The organism is Terriglobia bacterium (genome assembly GCA_020073205.1).
In the GTDB taxonomy this organism is placed as follows: domain Bacteria; phylum Acidobacteriota; class Polarisedimenticolia; order Polarisedimenticolales; family JAIQFR01; genus JAIQFR01.
Map to the genome: position 1 here is coordinate 1 of JAIQFR010000009.1, position 17,411 is coordinate 17,411.

At 70.7% G+C, this 17,411-nt stretch carries 16 protein-coding genes; 6 read left to right on the forward strand and 10 right to left on the reverse strand.

From position 1 onward, the window contains the following. Positions 1–1,061, forward strand: a 1,061-nt coding sequence (locus tag LAO51_03020; GenBank protein ID MBZ5637710.1) for a tetratricopeptide repeat protein, incomplete at its 5' end; no start/stop codon positions are given. A 17-nt stretch (positions 1,062–1,078) separates the two neighbouring features. On the opposite strand, the gene LAO51_03025 is transcribed toward LAO51_03020, so the two are convergent. From LAO51_03025 to LAO51_03055, 7 genes are all read right to left on the reverse strand, one after another. Beyond that, a complete protein-coding gene (locus LAO51_03025; GenBank protein MBZ5637711.1) occupies positions 1,079–1,777 on the reverse strand; it encodes a YggS family pyridoxal phosphate-dependent enzyme in 699 nt (232 codons plus the stop codon). Position 1,778: 1 nt separating this feature from the next. Then, on the reverse strand, positions 1,779–2,249 hold the full coding sequence (locus tag LAO51_03030) for a ribonuclease HI family protein (protein MBZ5637712.1): 471 nt from the start codon (positions 2,247–2,249) through the stop codon (positions 1,779–1,781). Further along, entirely contained in the window at positions 2,233–3,027 is a 795-nt protein-coding gene (locus LAO51_03035) for a hypothetical protein (protein MBZ5637713.1), read from the reverse strand. The genes LAO51_03030 and LAO51_03035 overlap by 17 nt, the downstream gene beginning before the upstream one ends. A 202-nt stretch (positions 3,028–3,229) precedes the next feature. Then, positions 3,230–3,670, reverse strand: a complete 441-nt coding sequence (locus LAO51_03040; GenBank protein MBZ5637714.1) for a hemerythrin domain-containing protein — start codon at positions 3,668–3,670, stop codon at positions 3,230–3,232. Continuing rightward, positions 3,667–4,203 carry a hydrogenase maturation protease gene (locus tag LAO51_03045; GenBank protein MBZ5637715.1) on the reverse strand — a complete coding sequence of 179 codons (537 nt, stop codon included), beginning with the start codon at positions 4,201–4,203 and terminating at the stop codon, positions 3,667–3,669. The genes LAO51_03040 and LAO51_03045 overlap by 4 nt, the downstream gene beginning before the upstream one ends. After that, positions 4,200–5,684 (reverse strand): 1-acyl-sn-glycerol-3-phosphate acyltransferase, encoded by a 1,485-nt coding sequence (locus LAO51_03050; protein ID MBZ5637716.1) that lies wholly within the window; start codon positions 5,682–5,684, stop codon positions 4,200–4,202. The genes LAO51_03045 and LAO51_03050 overlap by 4 nt, the downstream gene beginning before the upstream one ends. 5 nt (positions 5,685–5,689) lie before the next feature. After that, complete coding sequence (locus tag LAO51_03055) at positions 5,690–6,556, reverse strand: hypothetical protein (protein MBZ5637717.1); 867 nt, start codon at positions 6,554–6,556, stop codon at positions 5,690–5,692. 120 nt (positions 6,557–6,676) lie between these two features. On the opposite strand from LAO51_03055, the gene gnd reads away from it, so the two are divergent. The 4 genes from gnd to pgl are packed head-to-tail and all read left to right on the forward strand — an operon-like array spanning position 6,677 to position 10,973. Then, complete coding sequence (gene gnd / locus LAO51_03060; protein MBZ5637718.1) at positions 6,677–7,576, forward strand: decarboxylating 6-phosphogluconate dehydrogenase; 900 nt, start codon at positions 6,677–6,679, stop codon at positions 7,574–7,576. 4 nt (positions 7,577–7,580) lie between these two features. Continuing rightward, positions 7,581–9,116 carry a glucose-6-phosphate dehydrogenase gene (zwf, locus tag LAO51_03065; protein MBZ5637719.1) on the forward strand — a complete coding sequence of 512 codons (1,536 nt, stop codon included), beginning with the start codon at positions 7,581–7,583 and terminating at the stop codon, positions 9,114–9,116. Further along, complete coding sequence (locus LAO51_03070) at positions 9,116–10,213, forward strand: glucose-6-phosphate dehydrogenase assembly protein OpcA (protein ID MBZ5637720.1); 1,098 nt, start codon at positions 9,116–9,118, stop codon at positions 10,211–10,213. The genes zwf and LAO51_03070 overlap by 1 nt, the downstream gene beginning before the upstream one ends. Positions 10,214–10,220: 7 nt before the next feature. After that, positions 10,221–10,973: a 6-phosphogluconolactonase gene (pgl, locus tag LAO51_03075; GenBank protein ID MBZ5637721.1), complete on the forward strand. Its 753-nt coding sequence runs from the start codon at positions 10,221–10,223 to the stop codon at positions 10,971–10,973. 40 nt (positions 10,974–11,013) lie between these two features. Here pgl and LAO51_03080 read toward each other — a convergent pair whose 3' ends face one another. Continuing rightward, positions 11,014–13,767: a SpoIIE family protein phosphatase gene (locus LAO51_03080; GenBank protein MBZ5637722.1), complete on the reverse strand. Its 2,754-nt coding sequence runs from the start codon at positions 13,765–13,767 to the stop codon at positions 11,014–11,016. A gap of 311 nt (positions 13,768–14,078) precedes the next feature. Here LAO51_03080 and acs point away from each other — a divergent pair, with 311 nt between their 5' ends. Then, entirely contained in the window at positions 14,079–15,983 is a 1,905-nt protein-coding gene (gene acs, locus LAO51_03085) for an acetate--CoA ligase (protein ID MBZ5637723.1), read from the forward strand. A 53-nt stretch (positions 15,984–16,036) separates the two neighbouring features. Here the strand turns inward: acs and LAO51_03090 are convergent, their stop codons facing one another. Together LAO51_03090 and LAO51_03095 are read right to left on the reverse strand one after the other, a co-directional pair. Then, on the reverse strand, positions 16,037–16,585 hold the full coding sequence (locus tag LAO51_03090) for a hypothetical protein (protein MBZ5637724.1): 549 nt from the start codon (positions 16,583–16,585) through the stop codon (positions 16,037–16,039). Then, positions 16,582–17,109, reverse strand: a complete 528-nt coding sequence (locus LAO51_03095) for a hypothetical protein (GenBank protein ID MBZ5637725.1) — start codon at positions 17,107–17,109, stop codon at positions 16,582–16,584. Before LAO51_03095 ends, LAO51_03090 begins: the two co-directional genes overlap by 4 nt. Between the last annotated feature and the right edge of the window lie 302 nt (positions 17,110–17,411).

The window sequence follows — 17,411 nt, forward strand, 5'->3', positions numbered from 1 at the left end:
CCACGCTCGCCGCCCTCGTGCCGCGGCGGAGCGCCTTCGTCCTGCTGTCGGCCGCGATCCTGCTCGCCCTCGGCGCGGCGAGCTTCGAGCGCTCGCGCGTCTTCGCGGATCCCGAGACGCTCTGGCGGGACACCCTGCGGAAGAACCCCGGCTCGTGGATGGCCCACAACAACCTGGGCACGCTCCTGAGCTCCGAAGGAAAGACGGACGAGGCCATCGAGCACCTGAGGCAGGCGCTCGCGCTCGGGGGCGGGCTCGCGGGCCCCGCCGGCGCCAGGATCCAGCACTTCAACCTGGCCAACGCGCTTCGTCTCGAGGGTGACCTTCCCGGCGCGGAGCGCGAGTATCGCGCCGCGCTCGCCATCGAGCCGAGCGACGTGCGGGTGATGCACAACCTCGCCGGCACGCTCCTCGCGGCGGGGCGACGCGACGAGGCCGTCGCGCTCTACGAGCAGGTGCTGCGCCTCGATTCCGCCTTCGCTCAGGCCCATTACAACCTGGCCTCCGCGCTCGCTTCCGGGAAGGACCGCGACGGGGCGATCCTGCACGCCCGTCGCGCGATCGAGATCGAACCTCGACTCGCCGACGCGCACGTCCTCCTCGGCGACCTCCTCCAGGCCTCCCGGCCGGACGAGGCCGCCCGGGAGATCGACGAGGCCCTGAGGATCGACCCCGGCCACGCGCGGGCCCTGAGCCGGCTCGCGAAGCGGCTCTCGAGCCAGGGGAAGCCGCTCGAGGCCATCGGCGCGCTCCGCGAGGCGCTCCGACGCGAGCCGGAGTCGGTCGAGGCGCTCTGCGGGCTCGCCTGGCTCCTGACGACGGGCACCGATCCTTCGACAAGGGACGCCGCTCGGGCGGTGGCCCTGGCGGAGCGCGCCCGCGACCTGACCTTCGGCCGGGACGCGAAGGTGCTGTTCACCTTGGGCACGGCCTACCTCGAGGCCGGCAGGACGGACGACGCCGTGACTACGGCCCAGAAAGGCCTGCAACTGGTACCGGACGCGAGCCCACAGGCCGGCGGCTTTCGCGACCTGCTGTCCCGCTGCGCGCGGCGGCCCTGACCCGGCCGGAGATTCGGTCAGGCTGGAGACGCTTCCCGGTCCCCGAACAGCGCGCGGCCGACGCGGACCAGCGTGGCCCCCTCCTCCACCGCGACCTCGAAGTCGTCGCTCATCCCCATGGAGAGCTCGGGCAGCGCGATGCCGAGGCGCGCCTCCGCGCGGTCCCGGAGTTCGCGCAGCCGCGCGAACCAGGGGCGGGATTCCTCGGGGTAGGCGGCGGGGGGAGGGATCGTCATGAGCCCGCGCAGCTCGAGACCGGCCAGCCCCGCGGCCGCCTCGAGCAGCGGCAGGGTGTCGTCCTCTCCGGTGCCCGACTTCGTCGCCTCCCGCGACAGGTTCACCTGCGCCAGGACCGGTTGGACGATGCCGAGCGCCGTGGCCCGACGGGCCACCTCTCGCGCGAGATCGAGGTCGTCGAGCGAGTGGATCAGCTCGAACGCGCCCACGGCGTGGCGCGCCTTGTTGCGCTGCAGGTGCCCGACGAGGTGCCACCGCGCGCCGGGGCCGACCCGCGGGATCTTCAGGAGCGCCTCCTGAACCCGATTCTCGCCGAAGAGGTCTTGCCCGCACAGGAGCAGGTCCTTGACGCGCTCCGCGGCGAATGTCTTGGAGACCGCGACGAGCGAGACCGAGGCCGGCTTCCTCCGGGCGCGGGCGCACGCGTCGGCGATCCGCCGACGGACGTCCTCGAGGGCGCGGGCTGCCCTCGGCTCCACCTCACGCCTCGCTCGTCGGGGGCTCCGGCACGACCAGCACGCGCACGGTCTCGTCGGGACGCGCCTTCGCGCCGCGGTCGAGCGCCAGGTTCACGAGACGGTCCGCCTCGCGGTTCTCTTCCCGAGAGACGTGGACCAAGCGGAAGGAGCGGAACTTCCCGATCCGGCGCTTCGCCTCGGCGTGGAGCGGGACGAGGCCGGGATGCCGCACCTTGTACCGCCCCTCGACCTGGCGGACGATCAGCTCCGAGTCGGCCCTGATCTCGACGTCCCGGGCCCCGGCGGCCTCGGCGCGCTTCAGGGCCTCGAGAAGCGCCTGGTACTCCGCGACGTTGTTGGTGGCGCGCCCGAGGGTCCCGGCGTGCCCTTCGACGCAGCGTCCCCCGGGGCCGAGGACCGCCACTCCCCAGGCCGCGAGGCCGGGGTTCCCGCGGGACCCGCCGTCGACCGCGGCCCTAAACCGCTCCGCCATTCGCCGTCTCGACCCCGGCTTCGCCGGCGTCGCCGGCGGGCGGACCGCTGGGCTCGGACCTGAGCGCCGGCTCGTAATAGAGGAAGCGCCGGCACTGGCCGCAATTGTGGATCCTCGACGCGGCCCGGATCTCCTGGAACACCTGGGGACGGACGCGCACGAAGCAGGCCTGGCACAACTCCTGCTCGGCCTTCGCGAGGAACAGGCCGCCGCGGCTCTCCTCGACGCGGTGGATAGCCTCGGTCAGGTCCGTCGGAAGGTCCGCCTCGAGCCGCGCGCGCTCCCGATCCGCGTCCACGATCCGCTGCGCGGCGGCGGCGGAATCCCCCTCGACGCGCGCGCGCTCCTCCCCCACCCGGATCCGCTCCTGCTCGATGTGCTCGGAGCGCGCGTTGAGGTCGGTCTTGAGCGTCTCGGACTCCTCCATCCCCTTGAGAACCGCCTCCTCGTGGGCTCCGATGTGCGCCTTGACCGCGTCGATCTCCTTCAGCACCGCCGCGTACTCGCGCTGGTTCTTCACCTGCATGAGGGATTCCATGAACTTCTTGCGCGCGGCCTCCAGGGTCTCGAGCTCGAGGGTACGGTCCTTCCGGTCCGTCTCGAGGGCCTCGAATCGCTCCTTGACCGCGACGTACTCGGCGTTGCGCTCGCGGAACCGGCTCTCGATCTCGTCGATACGGGACGGGGCTCCGTCGACCACGGCACGGGCCGATTGGATCGCGAGAGCCAGATCCTGGATCGCCACGAGCCGTATCAGCTGCTCCTTCGGCTCCAGCATGCGGCCACTCCTACCGCGGCTAAACACCTCGCGAGACCGCTCCAAACACGAAGGGCGCTCGGAGACCGAGCGCCCCTCAGAGCGGCCTTCCCGCCGATGCGGCCCCCCTTTCGCGGAGACCGCCCGGCACGGGCGGGCGAGGTGGATGCGGACTCACTCTCATCACGGCAACGGCCGAACGTATCACCGGCGCGGGCTCTCGTCAAACGGACAGGGCGCGCCGAAAGAGGGCCTCCTCGGCCTTCTCGTGAGCGCGGAGGACCTCCAGGAATCCCTCGACGTCTTCCTTGAGCGGCCCGGCGTCGACGGTGTCGCCCCGCTCCGCGTGGATCCTCGCCATCTCGAGGATCTCGATCAAGCGCGCGTGCTGGTCCTCAAGGCGGCGGACATCGGGGGCGGTCGCCTCGTCGGCGTCCACGAGCGCTCGAAAGAGCCCCCCTTCCTCCTCCCGCTCGAAGTGCTCGCTGAGCCTCTCGATCAGCCCCTCGAGCTCCGCGGCGACGCGCCGCATCGGCTCAAGCTCCGTTCGCTCGGGGCCGATCCCCCGAAGCGCCTTCTGGAGCTGGTCCAGGAAGAAGTGGATCTGACGGTGCTCCTCCAGCGATCGCTCCGTCAGACGCTCGAAGGTCCCGGACTCGTTCATGGCTCCGCCTCCGTTTCCCGCTGTCCACCGATACTGTCTCCCCGCCCCCCTCCGTCGTCAACCTCCTTGGCCCCGACGCGGCCGAATTCCGACCGAATCTCTTCCTCCACCGCCTCCACCGCGCGGGCGACCCGAGGCGTGAGCCCGGGCGACGGACCGACGCGCTCCGGCTCGATCCCCCAGAGCCGGTAGCGCACGGCGGCCATGTCGGGTTGGGTCCCGGCGATCAGGCGGAGGCTCTCCGGCAGGCTGAGCGCGTGGGCGCCCGCGTGACCCTGGGGAATCGAGAGCACCTCTTCGTGGGCCAGGCGGTGAATCGTCCCGGGCTCCGCGCCACGGAAGATCGCGTCGACCAGCCAAACCTCCGCTTCGCCTCTCCAGAGCGAGACGAGACGGAGGGCGTCCGTGCCCCCGGCCTCCGCTCGCGCCCAAGACGGGAGCGGACGTTCGCACAGGCGCGCGGCCACCGCGACCCCCGCGCCGTCGTCGGCCATCAGCGTGTTGCCGAGGCCGACGACGAGGATAAGGGTCATCGCGTCGATCCTCCTCCCCCGGCCCCGTCGGCCGGCGCCGGCTCCGCGCGTTCGCCGGTCTTCTCCGCGAGGCGCAGGCACGCCTCCTCGACCCGCGCCGCGTCCGCTTCCGGCGTGAGCGCGCCGTCCTCGATCTCGAACACCTCCACTCCGCGCCGCTTGAGGAGCGCCGCGATCTCGCGGTAGGCGTCCTGCAGCCTCCCGAGGAACGCCTCGTTCTCGTGCGGCTCGAGCGGCCTGCCGGCGGAGCGCCTCCGGGCCATCACCCGCGCCGGCGAGGCGATGACCAGGACGAGAACGCCTGGAACCATGAGGCGCGCGAGGCCGAAGACGTTCAGTAGCCATGCACCGGGGGAATTGCGCGCGAAGGTCCACCACTGCCGGACCGGAATGCGGCGCTCGCCCGACAGGTAGAGCAGCGCGTGGTGGAGGCCGCGCTCGTCGAACCCCCTCCGGTGGGCGTCCGCCTCCGCCCAGGCGAGGAGGTCCAGAAGCGCGCTCCCGTCGCCGACCACGAAACGGGCGGCCCGCCCGTCCTCGAGGGACTCGTCCATGCGCGCGCGCTCGACCATCTCGGCGAACTTCGATCCGCGGTACAGCCCCCCCGTCCGGAAGAGCCGCGCGAGGAGCGCGATCCACGCCCGGCTCCTCGCCACCGGTATCCCGCCGGGCGCCTCCCTCACGCCTCGCGCGTCCGCCTCCAGCGCCGGATCCGCGATCAGGAGGGTTCGGCTGCTGCGTCCGAGGCGGCGGACGAGCTCGACGGACAGCGCGCCGCGGCTCCAGGGATCGATGCCGCAGACGGCCGCACGGACCGGCGGCGCCGGGCGCGCGCCGGGAACCGGCGACGGAGGAGGAGCGAGCGCCAGCACGTCGCTGCGGACTTGCTCGGCGATGACCCTCGCATCCGCATCGGGCCGGTAGGTCCGGGGCTTTCCCACGTTCGCGTCGATGCCGAGAGGAACCGGGATCCTCTGGCCGCGGGGCCAGATCCGCTCGGGCCCGGTGAGGAACACCGGGACCACCAGGAGGCCCGGGACCGCCTGCACGAGCCGCCCGACGCCGGAGCGGAACGGACCGACGACCCCCGCCTCGCCGCGGCTTCCCTCGGGGAAGAGGATGAGGCTCTCCCCGGCCTCGAGGGCCCGGATCATCGGCTGGAGCGTATCGTGTCCCGCGCGCGCGACGCGCTCGATCGGGATGCCGTTCATGAAGAGCAGGGCCATCGTGCGGCGGAGCAAGGTCTTCCCGAAGTAGTCCGCCGCCGCTACCGGGTGCACATGGGCGACGCGCCGGAGCGGGAAGAGCGTGAGGAGCACGCCGGCGTCGAGATGCGAGTTGTGGTTCGCCACCACGAGGCACGGCCCCTTGGGAACGAGGGCGCGCCGCCGGTAGCGCACGCCGACGAACCCGAGGATCACCGGCCGCACGATCAGGGCCTGGAACAGGAGGACCGCGGCGGTGCGGAGCAGCCGGCGCATCGCGATCAGAGGAAGTACCGGAAGTAGTGATAGCAGACCGGCGCCGCGTAGAGCGCCGGGATCGCCCGGTCCAGGAAGGCGCCTCGCCCGAATCGCGAGGACGCCGCCCCGAGGCCGAGGTCCTGCGCGATCGCGTCGGCCACCAGCGCCCCTGCGGTGACCGCCAGGGCCACGAGGGCCCCGGCGACGACACCCTGCTCCCGGGTGACGGCGCCCAGCGGTCCCAGCCACCAGCCGATCCCGGCGCAGACGACGATCGCGAGCGCGACCCCGATCGCCGGTCGGCGCAGCTCCTTTCCGGGGCGCGGCCGGCCGGCGACGCGCTGGGGAAGCTCGCCGAACAGCACGAGGATCGCGAACAGCTCCAGCCTCCCGTCCGGCTGGTGCGCCATCAGGCCGAGATGGGCCGCGGCGAACACGAACAACAGTGCGCCGAGCAGCACGCGTCCCACGGAGTCCAGGAGGCCGGGCTGCCGCGGACCGAACGCCAGGAGCACCGGCAGCACGAGCAGGAGCGCGACGGGGACCACCGCGACGAACAGCGCGAGGTTGTCCGTGAACGCCGGGGCCAGCGCGCACGGGATCGAGAGGTAGGTCGCCAGGATCGCCCAACGGTCCTGCGGTCGCACCGGCGTGAGGAAGAAGTACTCCCGGAGCGCCACGAACATCAGCACGCCGAGGACGGGGAACGAGATCCACAGCGCCGCGCGCGAGAGGATCACGAGCAGGCCCGCGAAGAACACCCAGAACCCGACCCAGCCGGGCATGCCTCGATGGTGCCCGCCTCGCCGTCCCGCGAGGAACGCGAACGGCGCGGCGAGCAGCAGCGCCAACGCCAGCGCCAGGATGATCGACGGGATCGGAAGGGTCATGGGGTCTCCGCGAACCCCCATTATGGTGCCGATCGTGGCGGTTTTGTACAGGCCGCGACCCGCGATCCGGCACCCGGGTTAAAGTAGGAGCGGAACGGCCGGGACTCGGAGGAGCATCGAATGGATCTCGGAATGATCGGTCTCGGGAGGATGGGCCTCAACATGGCGACCCGCCTACTCCGTCGCGGCCACGCGGTCGCCGGGACGGCGAAGGGAAAGGAATCGCTCGCGATGCTCGAGGGGGCGGGCGGGAAGCCGGCGGCGAGCGTCGGCGAGCTGGTGGGCGCCCTCGCTCCGCCGCGCCTCGTCTGGCTCATGGTCCCGTCGGGGCCGACCGTGGACGAAGTCCTGGCGGATCTCGCTCCCCGCCTCGCCCGCAGCGACGTGGTCGTGGACGGCGGCAACTCCAACTACCACGACTCGATCCGCCGCGGCGCCGAGCTCGGGGCGAAGGGGCTCGGTTTCCTCGACGCGGGAACGAGCGGAGGGATCTGGGGCCTCGACAACGGGTACTGCCTCATGGTCGGGGGGGACGATGCCGACTTCCGCCGCGCCGAGCCGATCCTGCGGGATCTCGCGCCGGAGGGCGGCTACCTCCATACCGGTCCCACGGGATCGGGCCACTTCGCCAAGATGATCCACAACGGGATCGAGTACGGGATGCTCCAGGCGTACGGGGAGGGATTCGAGATCCTCGCGCGAAGCCCGTTCGCGTATGACCTCGCCCGGATCTCGCGCCTCTGGAACCGCGGCAGCGTCGTCCGATCGTGGCTCCTCGAGCTCGCGGAGCTCGCATTCGAGAAGGACCCGCGGCTCATGACGATCCGCGGATACGTGGAAGACTCCGGCGAGGGCCGCTGGACCGTCGAGGAGGCGATCGCCCTCGACGTCCCCGCGCCGGCGCTCACCCTCTCGCTCCTTGCGCGCTTCGCCTCGCGCCAGGACGAGTCGTTCTCGGCCAAGGTCATCGCCGCGCTCAGGAACGAGTTCGGCGGCCACGCGGTCAAGAAGTCGGGGTGACGGCGTGGACGCCCTCCTCGAACCGAATCCGCTGAGGGCCGGCCTGAGGCGGGAGCGGGCCGCAGGACCTAGCTCGGTGGTCATCTTCGGCGCCTCGGGGGACCTGACCCGCCGGAAGCTCGTGCCTGCGCTCTACAACCTCCACCTCGACCGGCTGCTCCCGGCCGGCTTCGCCCTGGTCGGCGTCGCGCGGAGGCCGCTGGGCGGCTCCGCGTTCGCCGACGCGATCCGCGACGGGATCGTCCGCCATTCGCGACGGCCGCTCGATCTCGACCTCTGGAAGGAGATGGCGCCGAGGATCTCGTACATCCCCGCGAGCTTCGAGGATGCCGAGGGGTACGCCCGCCTCGCGGAGCACCTCGCGCGGCTCGACCGCGAGCGCGGGACCGGCGGGAACCGCCTCTTCTACCTGGCGACACCTCCGTCGGCGTGCCCGACCATCGTCAAGAACCTCGCCCTCGCCGGGCTCAGCCGGCCGGGACCGGGCGGGAGCTTCGCGCGCGTCGTGGTGGAGAAGCCGTTCGGCCGCGACCTCGCGTCCGCGCGCGCGCTCAACGTCGAGGTCAACGCGGCGTTCGACGAGCGGGACGTTTTCCGAATCGACCACTACCTCGGCAAGGAGACCGTCCAGAATCTGATGGTCTTCCGGTTCGGCAACGCCATCTTCGAGCCGCTCTGGGGACGGGAGCACGTGGACCAGGTCCAGATCACGGTGGCGGAGACCCTCGGAGTCGAGGGTCGCGGCGAGTACTTCGAAGAAGCGGGGATCCTGCGGGATATCGTCCAGAACCACATGTTCCAACTCCTCTGCCTCACGGCGATGGAGCCCCCGGTCTCGCTCGAGGCCGACGCGATCCGGGACGAGAAGGTCAAGGTGCTCCGCGCGCTCCGACCGGTCGTGCCGGAGCGCGTACCCGAGGAGTCCGTCCTCGGGCGGTACGGCGCCGGGGCCTCGGGCGGAAGTCCGGTCCCGGCGTACCTAGAGGAACCCGGCGTGCCCCCGGGCTCGCGAACCGAGACCTTCGTGGCGCTCCGCGTCTTCGTGGACAACTGGCGATGGGCCGGCGTGCCGTTCTACCTCCGCGCGGGCAAGCGCCTCCCCAAGCGCGTGACCGAGGTCGCGCTGACCTTCCGCCAGGTCCCCCATCGCCTGTTCGACGGTGGCGCTGCCGTGCCCGATCCCAACAACCTCGCGCTCAGGATCCAGCCGGACGAGGGGATCGCGCTACGGTTCGATTCGAAGGTCCCGGGGCCCGACCCGCGGATCCAGCCGGTGGCCATGGAGTTCCGGTACGGGACCTCCTTCGGCCAGGAGCCGCCGGAAGCTTACGAGCGGCTGCTGCTCGACGCGATCCTCGGCGATCCGACCCTGTTCATCCGTCGCGACGAGGTCGAGGCGTCGTGGGCGTGGATCGACGCGATCGAGGCCGGCTGGGGCGCCTCGGGCCGGACCCCCGCGCCGTACTCCGCCGGGACCTGGGGCCCGGCCGAGTCGGACTCGCTGCTCGAGCGCGACGGGCGCTCGTGGCGGAGGCTCTGATGGAAGAGCTGGGGCCCGCGATGGTCGCCGACGTCGAGTCGGTCGAGAAGCAGCTCGGGGAGATGTGGCGAGCCGCGTCGTCGGAGGAACACCCGGTGGTCCGGGCGTCCATGCTGAACCTCGTCGTCGCCTGCGACACCCCCGAGGATGCGCGCGAGGCGACCCGGGCGATCGCGCTGCTCTCCCTGAACCACCCGGGACGCGCGCTGGTCGTCTCCGGCGCGCGCGAGGACGCGCCATCCGGCGAGCCGCTCGCGGTGTTCGTGTCGGCCCACTGCCATCGCGGGCCGGGTGGGAGCCTCGTCTGCAGCGAGCAGGTCACGCTCGAGGCGGCGCGTGCCTCGCTCCTGCTGGTGCCGTCGACGCTCCTCCGACTGCTGGTCTCCGACACGCCGGTGTTCGTCTGGTGGCGCCGCGCGGCGCTCGCTCCGGACCCGCTCTGGGAGCCGCTCGCGAGGATGTCCGATCGCCTCCTGATCGACGCCGCCCGCCATGCGGAGCCGGAGAAGGCGCTCCGGGACCTCGCGGCTCTGGCCGGGCGCGAATCCTGGCGCGGAAGTCCCGGCGATCTCGCCTGGACGCGTCTCGAGAGGTGGCGCGAGGCGGTGGCGTCGTTCTTCGACTCGCCCCTCACCCGCCGGCACCTCGACGGGATCACACGCGTCGAGCTGGCCGCCGGCGGCCCGATGGGCCGCGGCGGCACCACCGTCGCCGCCGCGTACCTCGCCGGCTGGCTCGCGGCGCGCCTCGGTTGGTCCCGCGGCGCGGGTCCGTGGACGTGGAGCCGACGGGACGGACGCGAGGTGCGGGTGGAGGTATCGCGCGACGGCGCCGCCAGGACCGGAGGCGTCGGTGCCGTTCGGATCGACGCGGCGGACGGCAAGCCGCCGGCGCGCTTCTCGGCGGAGAGGATCTCCCCCGGGTCGGAGATCGTGAGGCTGACCGTCGAGATCGAGGGGACCTGCCCCCTCCCGGCCACGCTGAAGCTCGGCGAGCCCGACGACGCCTCGCTCCTCTGCCGCGAATTGGAGCGAACCTCACGCGACCCGCTGTTCGATGCGGCGCTCGTCGAGGCCGTCGGCGCCGCCGCGTCCTGAGAGCGACATGGGTGGCGTCTCCGTCGTCGTCCTCGAGGATTCCCGCGCGGTCGCCGAAGAGGCGGCGAAGCGCGTGGAAGCCGCGGCGCGCGACGCCGTCGCCGCGCGAGGCCGTTTCTCCCTGGTGCTCGCGGGGGGGAGCACCCCGCGTGCCCTCTACGCGATACTGGCGTCGCCGCACGTCAGGAGCGTCGTCCCGTGGAGGAGGACGATCGTCCTGTTCGGCGACGAGCGCTGCGTCCCTCCGGACCACCCCGACAGCAACTTCCACGCCGCCGACGAGAGCCTGCTCCGCCACGTCCCGGTCCTCCCCGGCGCCGTCCACCGGATCGTGGCGGAGGATCCCGAGCCGGCGAGCGCCGCCGCCCGGTACGAAGAGGAGCTTCGCGGGCTGTTCCCAGGGGAGGAGGCGCCGAGCTTCGACCTCGTTCTCCTGGGCATGGGCGCGGACGGCCACACCGCCTCGCTGTTCCCGCGCACGGCGGCACTCGACGAGACCTCGCGTTGGGTCGCGGTCGTCCGCGCGCCTTCGCCCCCCGTCGGGCGGATCACGCTCACCCTTCCGGCGCTCCGCGGGGCGAGGCGCGTCCTGTTCCAGATCGTGGGGGCCGACAAGGCATGGACGGCCGCGGAGGTTTTCGGCGGGCTGCCGCACCCCAGTCCCTATCCCGCCGAGCGCGTCGCGCTCCAGTCGGGAGCCGTCGAGGTCCTGCTGGACGAGGCGGCAGCGGGCTCGGGAGCGTTCCGAGCACACCGCTGAGCTTCCCGGGACGGCGGCCGGATCCGCGGGCGGGTGCCGGTCACCTGACTCCGGCGACGATCAGCGTCATGTCGTCCTGTGGAGGTACCCCTCCGAGGAATCGGCCGACCTCTTCCATGACGAGAGCGGCGAGCGCGTCCTCCCCGAGGTGGGCGCTCCGCTCCACGAGGCTCACGAGCCGTGGGTCGGAGAACTGCTCGTCCGCGGCGTTCGTCGCCTCGACGATCCCGTCGGAGAAGACCACGAGAAGGTCGCCGGGCGCGAGATCCACCACCTGCTCCTGCCAGGAGCGCTCCGGGAAGCAGCCGAGAATGGTCCCCGTAGGGAGGAGCCTCCGCACCCGGTCCCCCGCCCCGCCGGGTTGGCGAAGCAGGATCGGCGGGTTGTGCCCCGCGTTGACGTACCTGAGCCGACGCGTCGCGTCGTCGTATACGCCGAAGAACAGCGTGGCGAACCGGGCGTCGTCGGTGGAATCACAGAGGTGGCGGTTGATCTCGCCTGCGAAGCCGTCGAGGCCGTGGGCGTTCGCCGGCGCGTGGCTCCGCACCAGCGCCTGGAGGCTGGCCATGAGGAGCGCGGCCGACAGCCCCTTGCCCGCGATGTCGGCGACGGCGATCCCGAGTCGGTCCGGGCCCAGCTGCAGGAAGTCGAAGTAGTCCCCTCCGACGCCGCGGGCCGTCCGGCAGGTGCCGGCGCATCGCAGGGTCCGGAGCACCGGCCGGTCCTGGGGGAAGAGCTTCGCCTGCACGTCCTGGGCGATCTGGATCTCCCGCTCGAGCTTCTGCTGCTCGGCGACCCCCTCGATCATCCGGCTGTAGTCGAGGGCGATGGACACCTGCTCGGCGACGGCCAGCAGCAGCTCGCGGTCCTGGCGCGCGTAATGCTCCTCCGAGCGCTTCTGTCCCAGCAGGAGGAACCCGAGCGCCCTCCCCTGGGTCGCCAGCGGAACGACGATTCGCGCGTCGAAGCGCGCGAACATCTCCGTGTCTTCGAGGCACGGGGAGGGAGGCTGTTCCTCGTCCCTCGGGGCCCGCGGCCCCGCGGCGAGGAACACGTCGAGAATCTCCGGCTCGCCTTCGACGCAGCCCTCGAGGAGCCGCGCGACCGGCGTCCGGCTGTAACGCACAGGCTCCGGCGCGAGCTTCTCCCGCCAGCCCCCCTGAACGCCGGGCAGGGCGCGCGCGCGGTGCACGTACAGCGCGTACCGGGCTCCCGTCCGCTGCGGCGCGCAGGCGATCCAGCAGGCCGCGTCGGGTCCCGTGACGGGCGAGAGGTGCGGCCAGGGCTCTTCCGTGAGGAACACCGCGACGTGATCGGGATGGAACGCCACGGAGATCTCGTCGACGACCTTCTGGAGGAGGAGGTCGGGGCGCGAGGCCAGCTGGCGCAACGCCTTCACCAGGGCGGTCAGGATCTGCTGGGCGTCGTACGCCTCGCGGAAGAACCTCCGATCGATCACCGGCATGATCCTCCGGTTCACGCGCTGGGTGCCGAAGACGAGCCCCAGGGTGACGGCCGCGATGCCGACCGACGCGACGCTCTGCGCGGAGTCCGGCACGTAACGGACCAGGAGCGGACCCACGGCGAAGTACAGGGCCAGGAAGATCACCGCCCCTTCCACCACGAGGAACCCCCGCGAGAGGAGCGCGTACTGGAGCCCCTGTCGCAGGATCAGGCGGATGCCGAAGATCCGGTGCCGCACGACCGCGCTGACGAACGTGATCGGGAAGAGCCCGATCAAAGGGAGCGTGATCAGCAGCACCGCCGTCGGCACCTTCGACGGCCAGAGGAACAGGATCAGACACGGGAAGAGCCCCCCCACTGCGCCGATCGAGATCAGAATCAGCCTGCGCCGGTCGTCCCTCGACCCCGCGCGTGCGGTGTTGAGAGCGAGCGCGACCAGCGCGAGGAGGATCATCCCCGCGCCGGGAGCGGTTCCCACGTAGGCGAGAGCGTGGCCCGTGACCCTCCCCGCGCCCAGGATCTCGACGATCCGCTCGTACGCGCGGAACGAGTAGCTCGCGGCCGTCTGGAGCGTCAGCCCGACGCCCCATACCACCGAGGCAATCGCGAAACAGGCCGGCACCAGCCAAGGCAACTTCCGGACGATCACGGAGCGACGGGGAAACTCGAGGAAGAACCTCAGGATCAGGAACGGCGAGAAGATGCCGGCGGTCACCCGCAGGATCAGCCCCATCTCCCTCCATCCGGCCGGGAATTGGGACACGTCGGTCCCGAACACCGCGGAGAAGCCCAGGAACACGACCGCCGCCTGGAACGCCTGCCGGTTGTCGGGCCGGAGCACCCCGATGAACAGGCCCGCGGACATGGCCAGGAGCGGCAAGTACACGTCGAACCCGAGGTTGGTCAGCCACTCGCGGACGGACCAGCGGAGAGGGATCGCCGGCGCCATTTGGAGCGGCATCCGCTTCAGGGTCCCGTCAGGGAGCGGGCGGTCCACCACCATCTTCCAGGATTCCCGGCTCCCGATCGGCCGGAGGTAGGCCCCGTAGGTGAAGCCGCCGGTCACGGCCCCGCCTTGCCCCTTCCCGTCGTAGATCTCGACGATCCGGTCGCCCGGGTGCGGATGGTTCGAGCAGGCGACCTGCTTTTCCTTCGGTTGCGGGCACGGAGTTTCCACCCTCGCCACGGTGAGCGCGCCCTTCTTGTACTCGGTCTCGAAGGGCGACCGCGTCTGGAGGTCAGGGGAGAAGTAGCGCATGTAGGCGGCCATGCCTCGGTAGGCGACCGTGAGAGCCGCCAGTACCAGGATGACCGCTAGCTTGACCTTCACCGTCCGGCCTCCTCGGACCGCTCGTCGCGATGCGCGAGGTGCTGACCCCGATGCTACCCCCTGCCCTAGAATACGTCGACGGGTCCCGAAAAGTTGGCACGCCGCGCGGTGCCGCCGAATCGTTGACGATTCGAGAAACCGAAGTTTCTCCATTCTCGATAGGGAAAGTAGGTCGGTCGGATTGTGTTTGCGTCGTATTGGGACGCTTTTCGTGTAGAATAATCCGATTCGCTCAGGGGATCGACTGGGTAGGACGCGCGGAGGAACCACCCGACAGCGCGACGTGGCCACCCGCAACGCGGAGGTTCTCCATGCCCTCGGACAAGGACGTCTCGGCGATTTGGACTCCCCCCAAGGCGGTGGTCGAGAAGGCCCTGGTCAAGGACTACGACGCCGTCCGGACCGAGGCCGCCCGCGATCCGCTGAAGTTCTGGGAGGAGCGAGCCCGAGACCTGGCGTGGTACCAGCCGTGGTCGAAGGTGCTCGACGACTCGAAGGCCCCCTTCTATCAGTGGTTCGTCGGGGCGAAGACCAACGTCGTCCTCAACGCGCTCGACCGCTGGCTCGGCACCCCGATGCAGAACAAGCTCGCCCTGATCTGGGAGGGCGAGGACGGGACCCTCAAGACGTACTCGTACTTCGCGCTAAACCGCGAGGTCTGCCAGTTCTCGAACGTGCTCAAGAGCATGGGGGTCCGAAAGGGGGACCGGGTGACGATCTATCTCCCCCGGATCCTCGAGCTGCCCATCGCGATGCTCGCCTGCGCGAAGATCGGCGCGGTGCACTCGGTGGTGTACGGCGGGTTCTCCGTCGAGTCGCTCCACGAGCGCATCGAGGACTCGGAGTCCCGGGTGGTCGTCACCGCCGACGGCGGCTACATGCGCGGCAAAATCGTTCCGCTCAAGGCCATCGTGGACGAGGCGCTCCAGCGTTGCGGCGTGGTCGAGCACGTGGTGGTCGTGAAGCGGACCGGGCAGCCGGTCAACATGGAGGCGGAGCGGGACTACTACTACGACGACCTGCTGAGCCTCCCCATCGCCCGGCCGGTCAACGGCGAGCGGTGCTCGACCGAGGTGATGGACGCCGAGGACCCGCTGTTCCTCCTGTACACTTCGGGGACCACCGGGAAGCCCAAGGCCATCGTGCACACGCACGGCGGGTATCAGGTCCACATCAGCGCGACCATGCAGTACTGCTTCGACCTGAGGCCTGAGGACCGCTGGTGGTGCGCGGCGGATCCGGGCTGGATCACCGGACACAGCTACATCGTTTACGCGCCTTTGATCCTGGGCGCGACGCAGATCATCTACGAGGGCGCGCCCACCCATCCTTACCCCGACCGCTGGTGGCGGATCGTGGAGAAATACGGCGTGTCCGTCCTGTACACCGCTCCCACCGCGATCCGCGGCCTGATGCGCTTCGGCGAGTCGTGGGTGAACCGGCACGACCTCTCCACGCTCCGGCTCCTTGGCTCCGTCGGCGAGCCGATCAACCCCGAGGCGTGGCGCTGGTACCACCGGGTCGTCGGGAAGGAGCGCTGCCCGGTGATCGACACCTGGTGGCAGACCGAGACCGGCGGCTTCATGATCGCGCCGGTCCCCTCGTTCCCGCTGAAGCCCGGCTCCGGGACCAAGCCGTTTCCCGGGATCGAGGCCGAGATCGTGGACGACGACGGCAAGCAGGTCGCTCCCGGCGAGGAGGGGAAGCTCGTCATCACCAAGCCCTGGCCCGGGATGCTCCGCGGACTCTACAAGGATCCCGAGCGGTACGTGAAGCAGTACTGGTCCACCTATCCCGGCAAGTACGTGACCGGCGACTCCGCGAAGATCGACGAGGACGGCTACTTCTGGATCATCGGCCGGGTGGACGACGTGATCAAGGTCTCCGGCTACCGGCTGGGGACCGCCGAGATCGAGTCGGCGCTAGTGAGCCACCGCGCGGTCTCCGAGGCGGCGGCGATCGGCCTGCCCGACGAGGTCAAGGGGAATGTCATCCACGCGTTCGTGATGCTCAAGGCGGGCTTCGCCGGCTCGCCCGAGCTGTGCGAGGAGCTGATCCAGCACGTCGGCCACGAGATCGGACCGATCGCGCGGCCGGCGAAGGTGGATATCGTCGATGCCCTGCCGAAGACCCGATCGGGCAAGATCATGCGTCGCGTGCTCAAGGCGCGGGCGCTCGGCTTGCCGGAGGGGGACATCTCGACGCTGGAAGGTTAGCCTTAGCCGTCTCGACGCGAAGAGACCCCAGGACCCACGAGGACTGCGGTCCGTCAGTCGACCGGGTCCGCCGTCATCTCCAGGTAGAACGATCCCGCCCCGGCCTCTTCCACCGCGACGATCCTCGTCGGAGTTCCCGGCCTCAAGGACACGTCCACGGCGTGGCTCACCGTCCCCACCGCCGGGCCGCCTTGGGTGGGGTGTTCGGGAACCGGGCCTCTCAGAAAGCTCGCCTCGATGGTTCCACTGACACGGATGCGGGCGGAATCGGCGGAGACGACGCGAAGGTCCGCGGTGAGGCCGACGTTCTGATACGTGAACGAGGTGACCTGGACGGGCGTGTCGCCGCCGGATGCGTTCGCCTGCTGGCTGGTCGAGGTCGGGATCGGCATGCGGGTCCCGACGAGGAGCTTCGCGTTCTCGTCGCCGCTCGACACCACCATCTCGTAATGGCCGACCGGCGCCTTCTTGCCGCCGTCGAGCCGCCCCACCTCGATCGTGATCCGCACGTTCGGTGGCGGCGCCGGCGGGGCGGACCACGCCTCGAGGGCCGGGAGGACGAGCGCGAGCACGACGGACGCCACGAACCTGTCGGAGGTCATGGCCCGGTCTCTTTCTCCGCGGGAAGCGGAGGCTCGGGAGCCTTCCCGCTCGCCAGGAACTCGGGGCTGAAGGTGTAGCGGTACACGATCCCCTTGGCGGAAACGTAGAAGGTCGCCGATGGCTTCGGCGGGGTCCTGGTCTCCAGCTCGTTTCCGGCCATCGGGGGGTAGCCCGATCCGGGCTCGCCAGCGTTGCGCATCGTGCCCGGCTCCGAGGCACGGGTCGAGATCTCCACCTTGGGCTTCGTCTTGTAGGTCAGGATCGTCCCGCCCTCGCCGTCGGGAGCCTTCTCGGCCGGCTGGCCCCACCGCTCCAGGACGTCCTCCACTCGCACGCCGACCCAGGAGCGGGAGGCGGAGGGCGTCATCGTGTACCTCGTGACCACCGTTTCGCGGTGGGCGCACCCGGCGATCGAGAGCGCGACGAACAGGAGGAACCCCGCCGAACGTACGAGGCGCGCGATCGGACCGACCATCATATCGGACGCAGCGCCGGGCTTCTTCGTCTTGGCGGATCTCGTCATCGTGATGTCTCTCGTCGCTCGACGCGGGAAAGTCTAGTTCCTTCAAGGTCTTCCGCGGGGCAAGCCTACTGCCCGGCGGTCGGACCCGTCAAGGCAGAGCCGGCTCGCCTGAACACGGGTTCCGTAAGACCCTGGCGAACCGTACTTGAATATTCACTTGTTCACTTGTACATTGAGGTCTGGAGATTCATTCGTGCCCATTCACGAAGAGATCCTGCGGGTGGTACGGCGGCTGTGCCGCGAGTCCGGGAGCTGGACCTTCCTCGTCCGCGACGTGGTCCGCGTCCTTCCCCACCTCAACG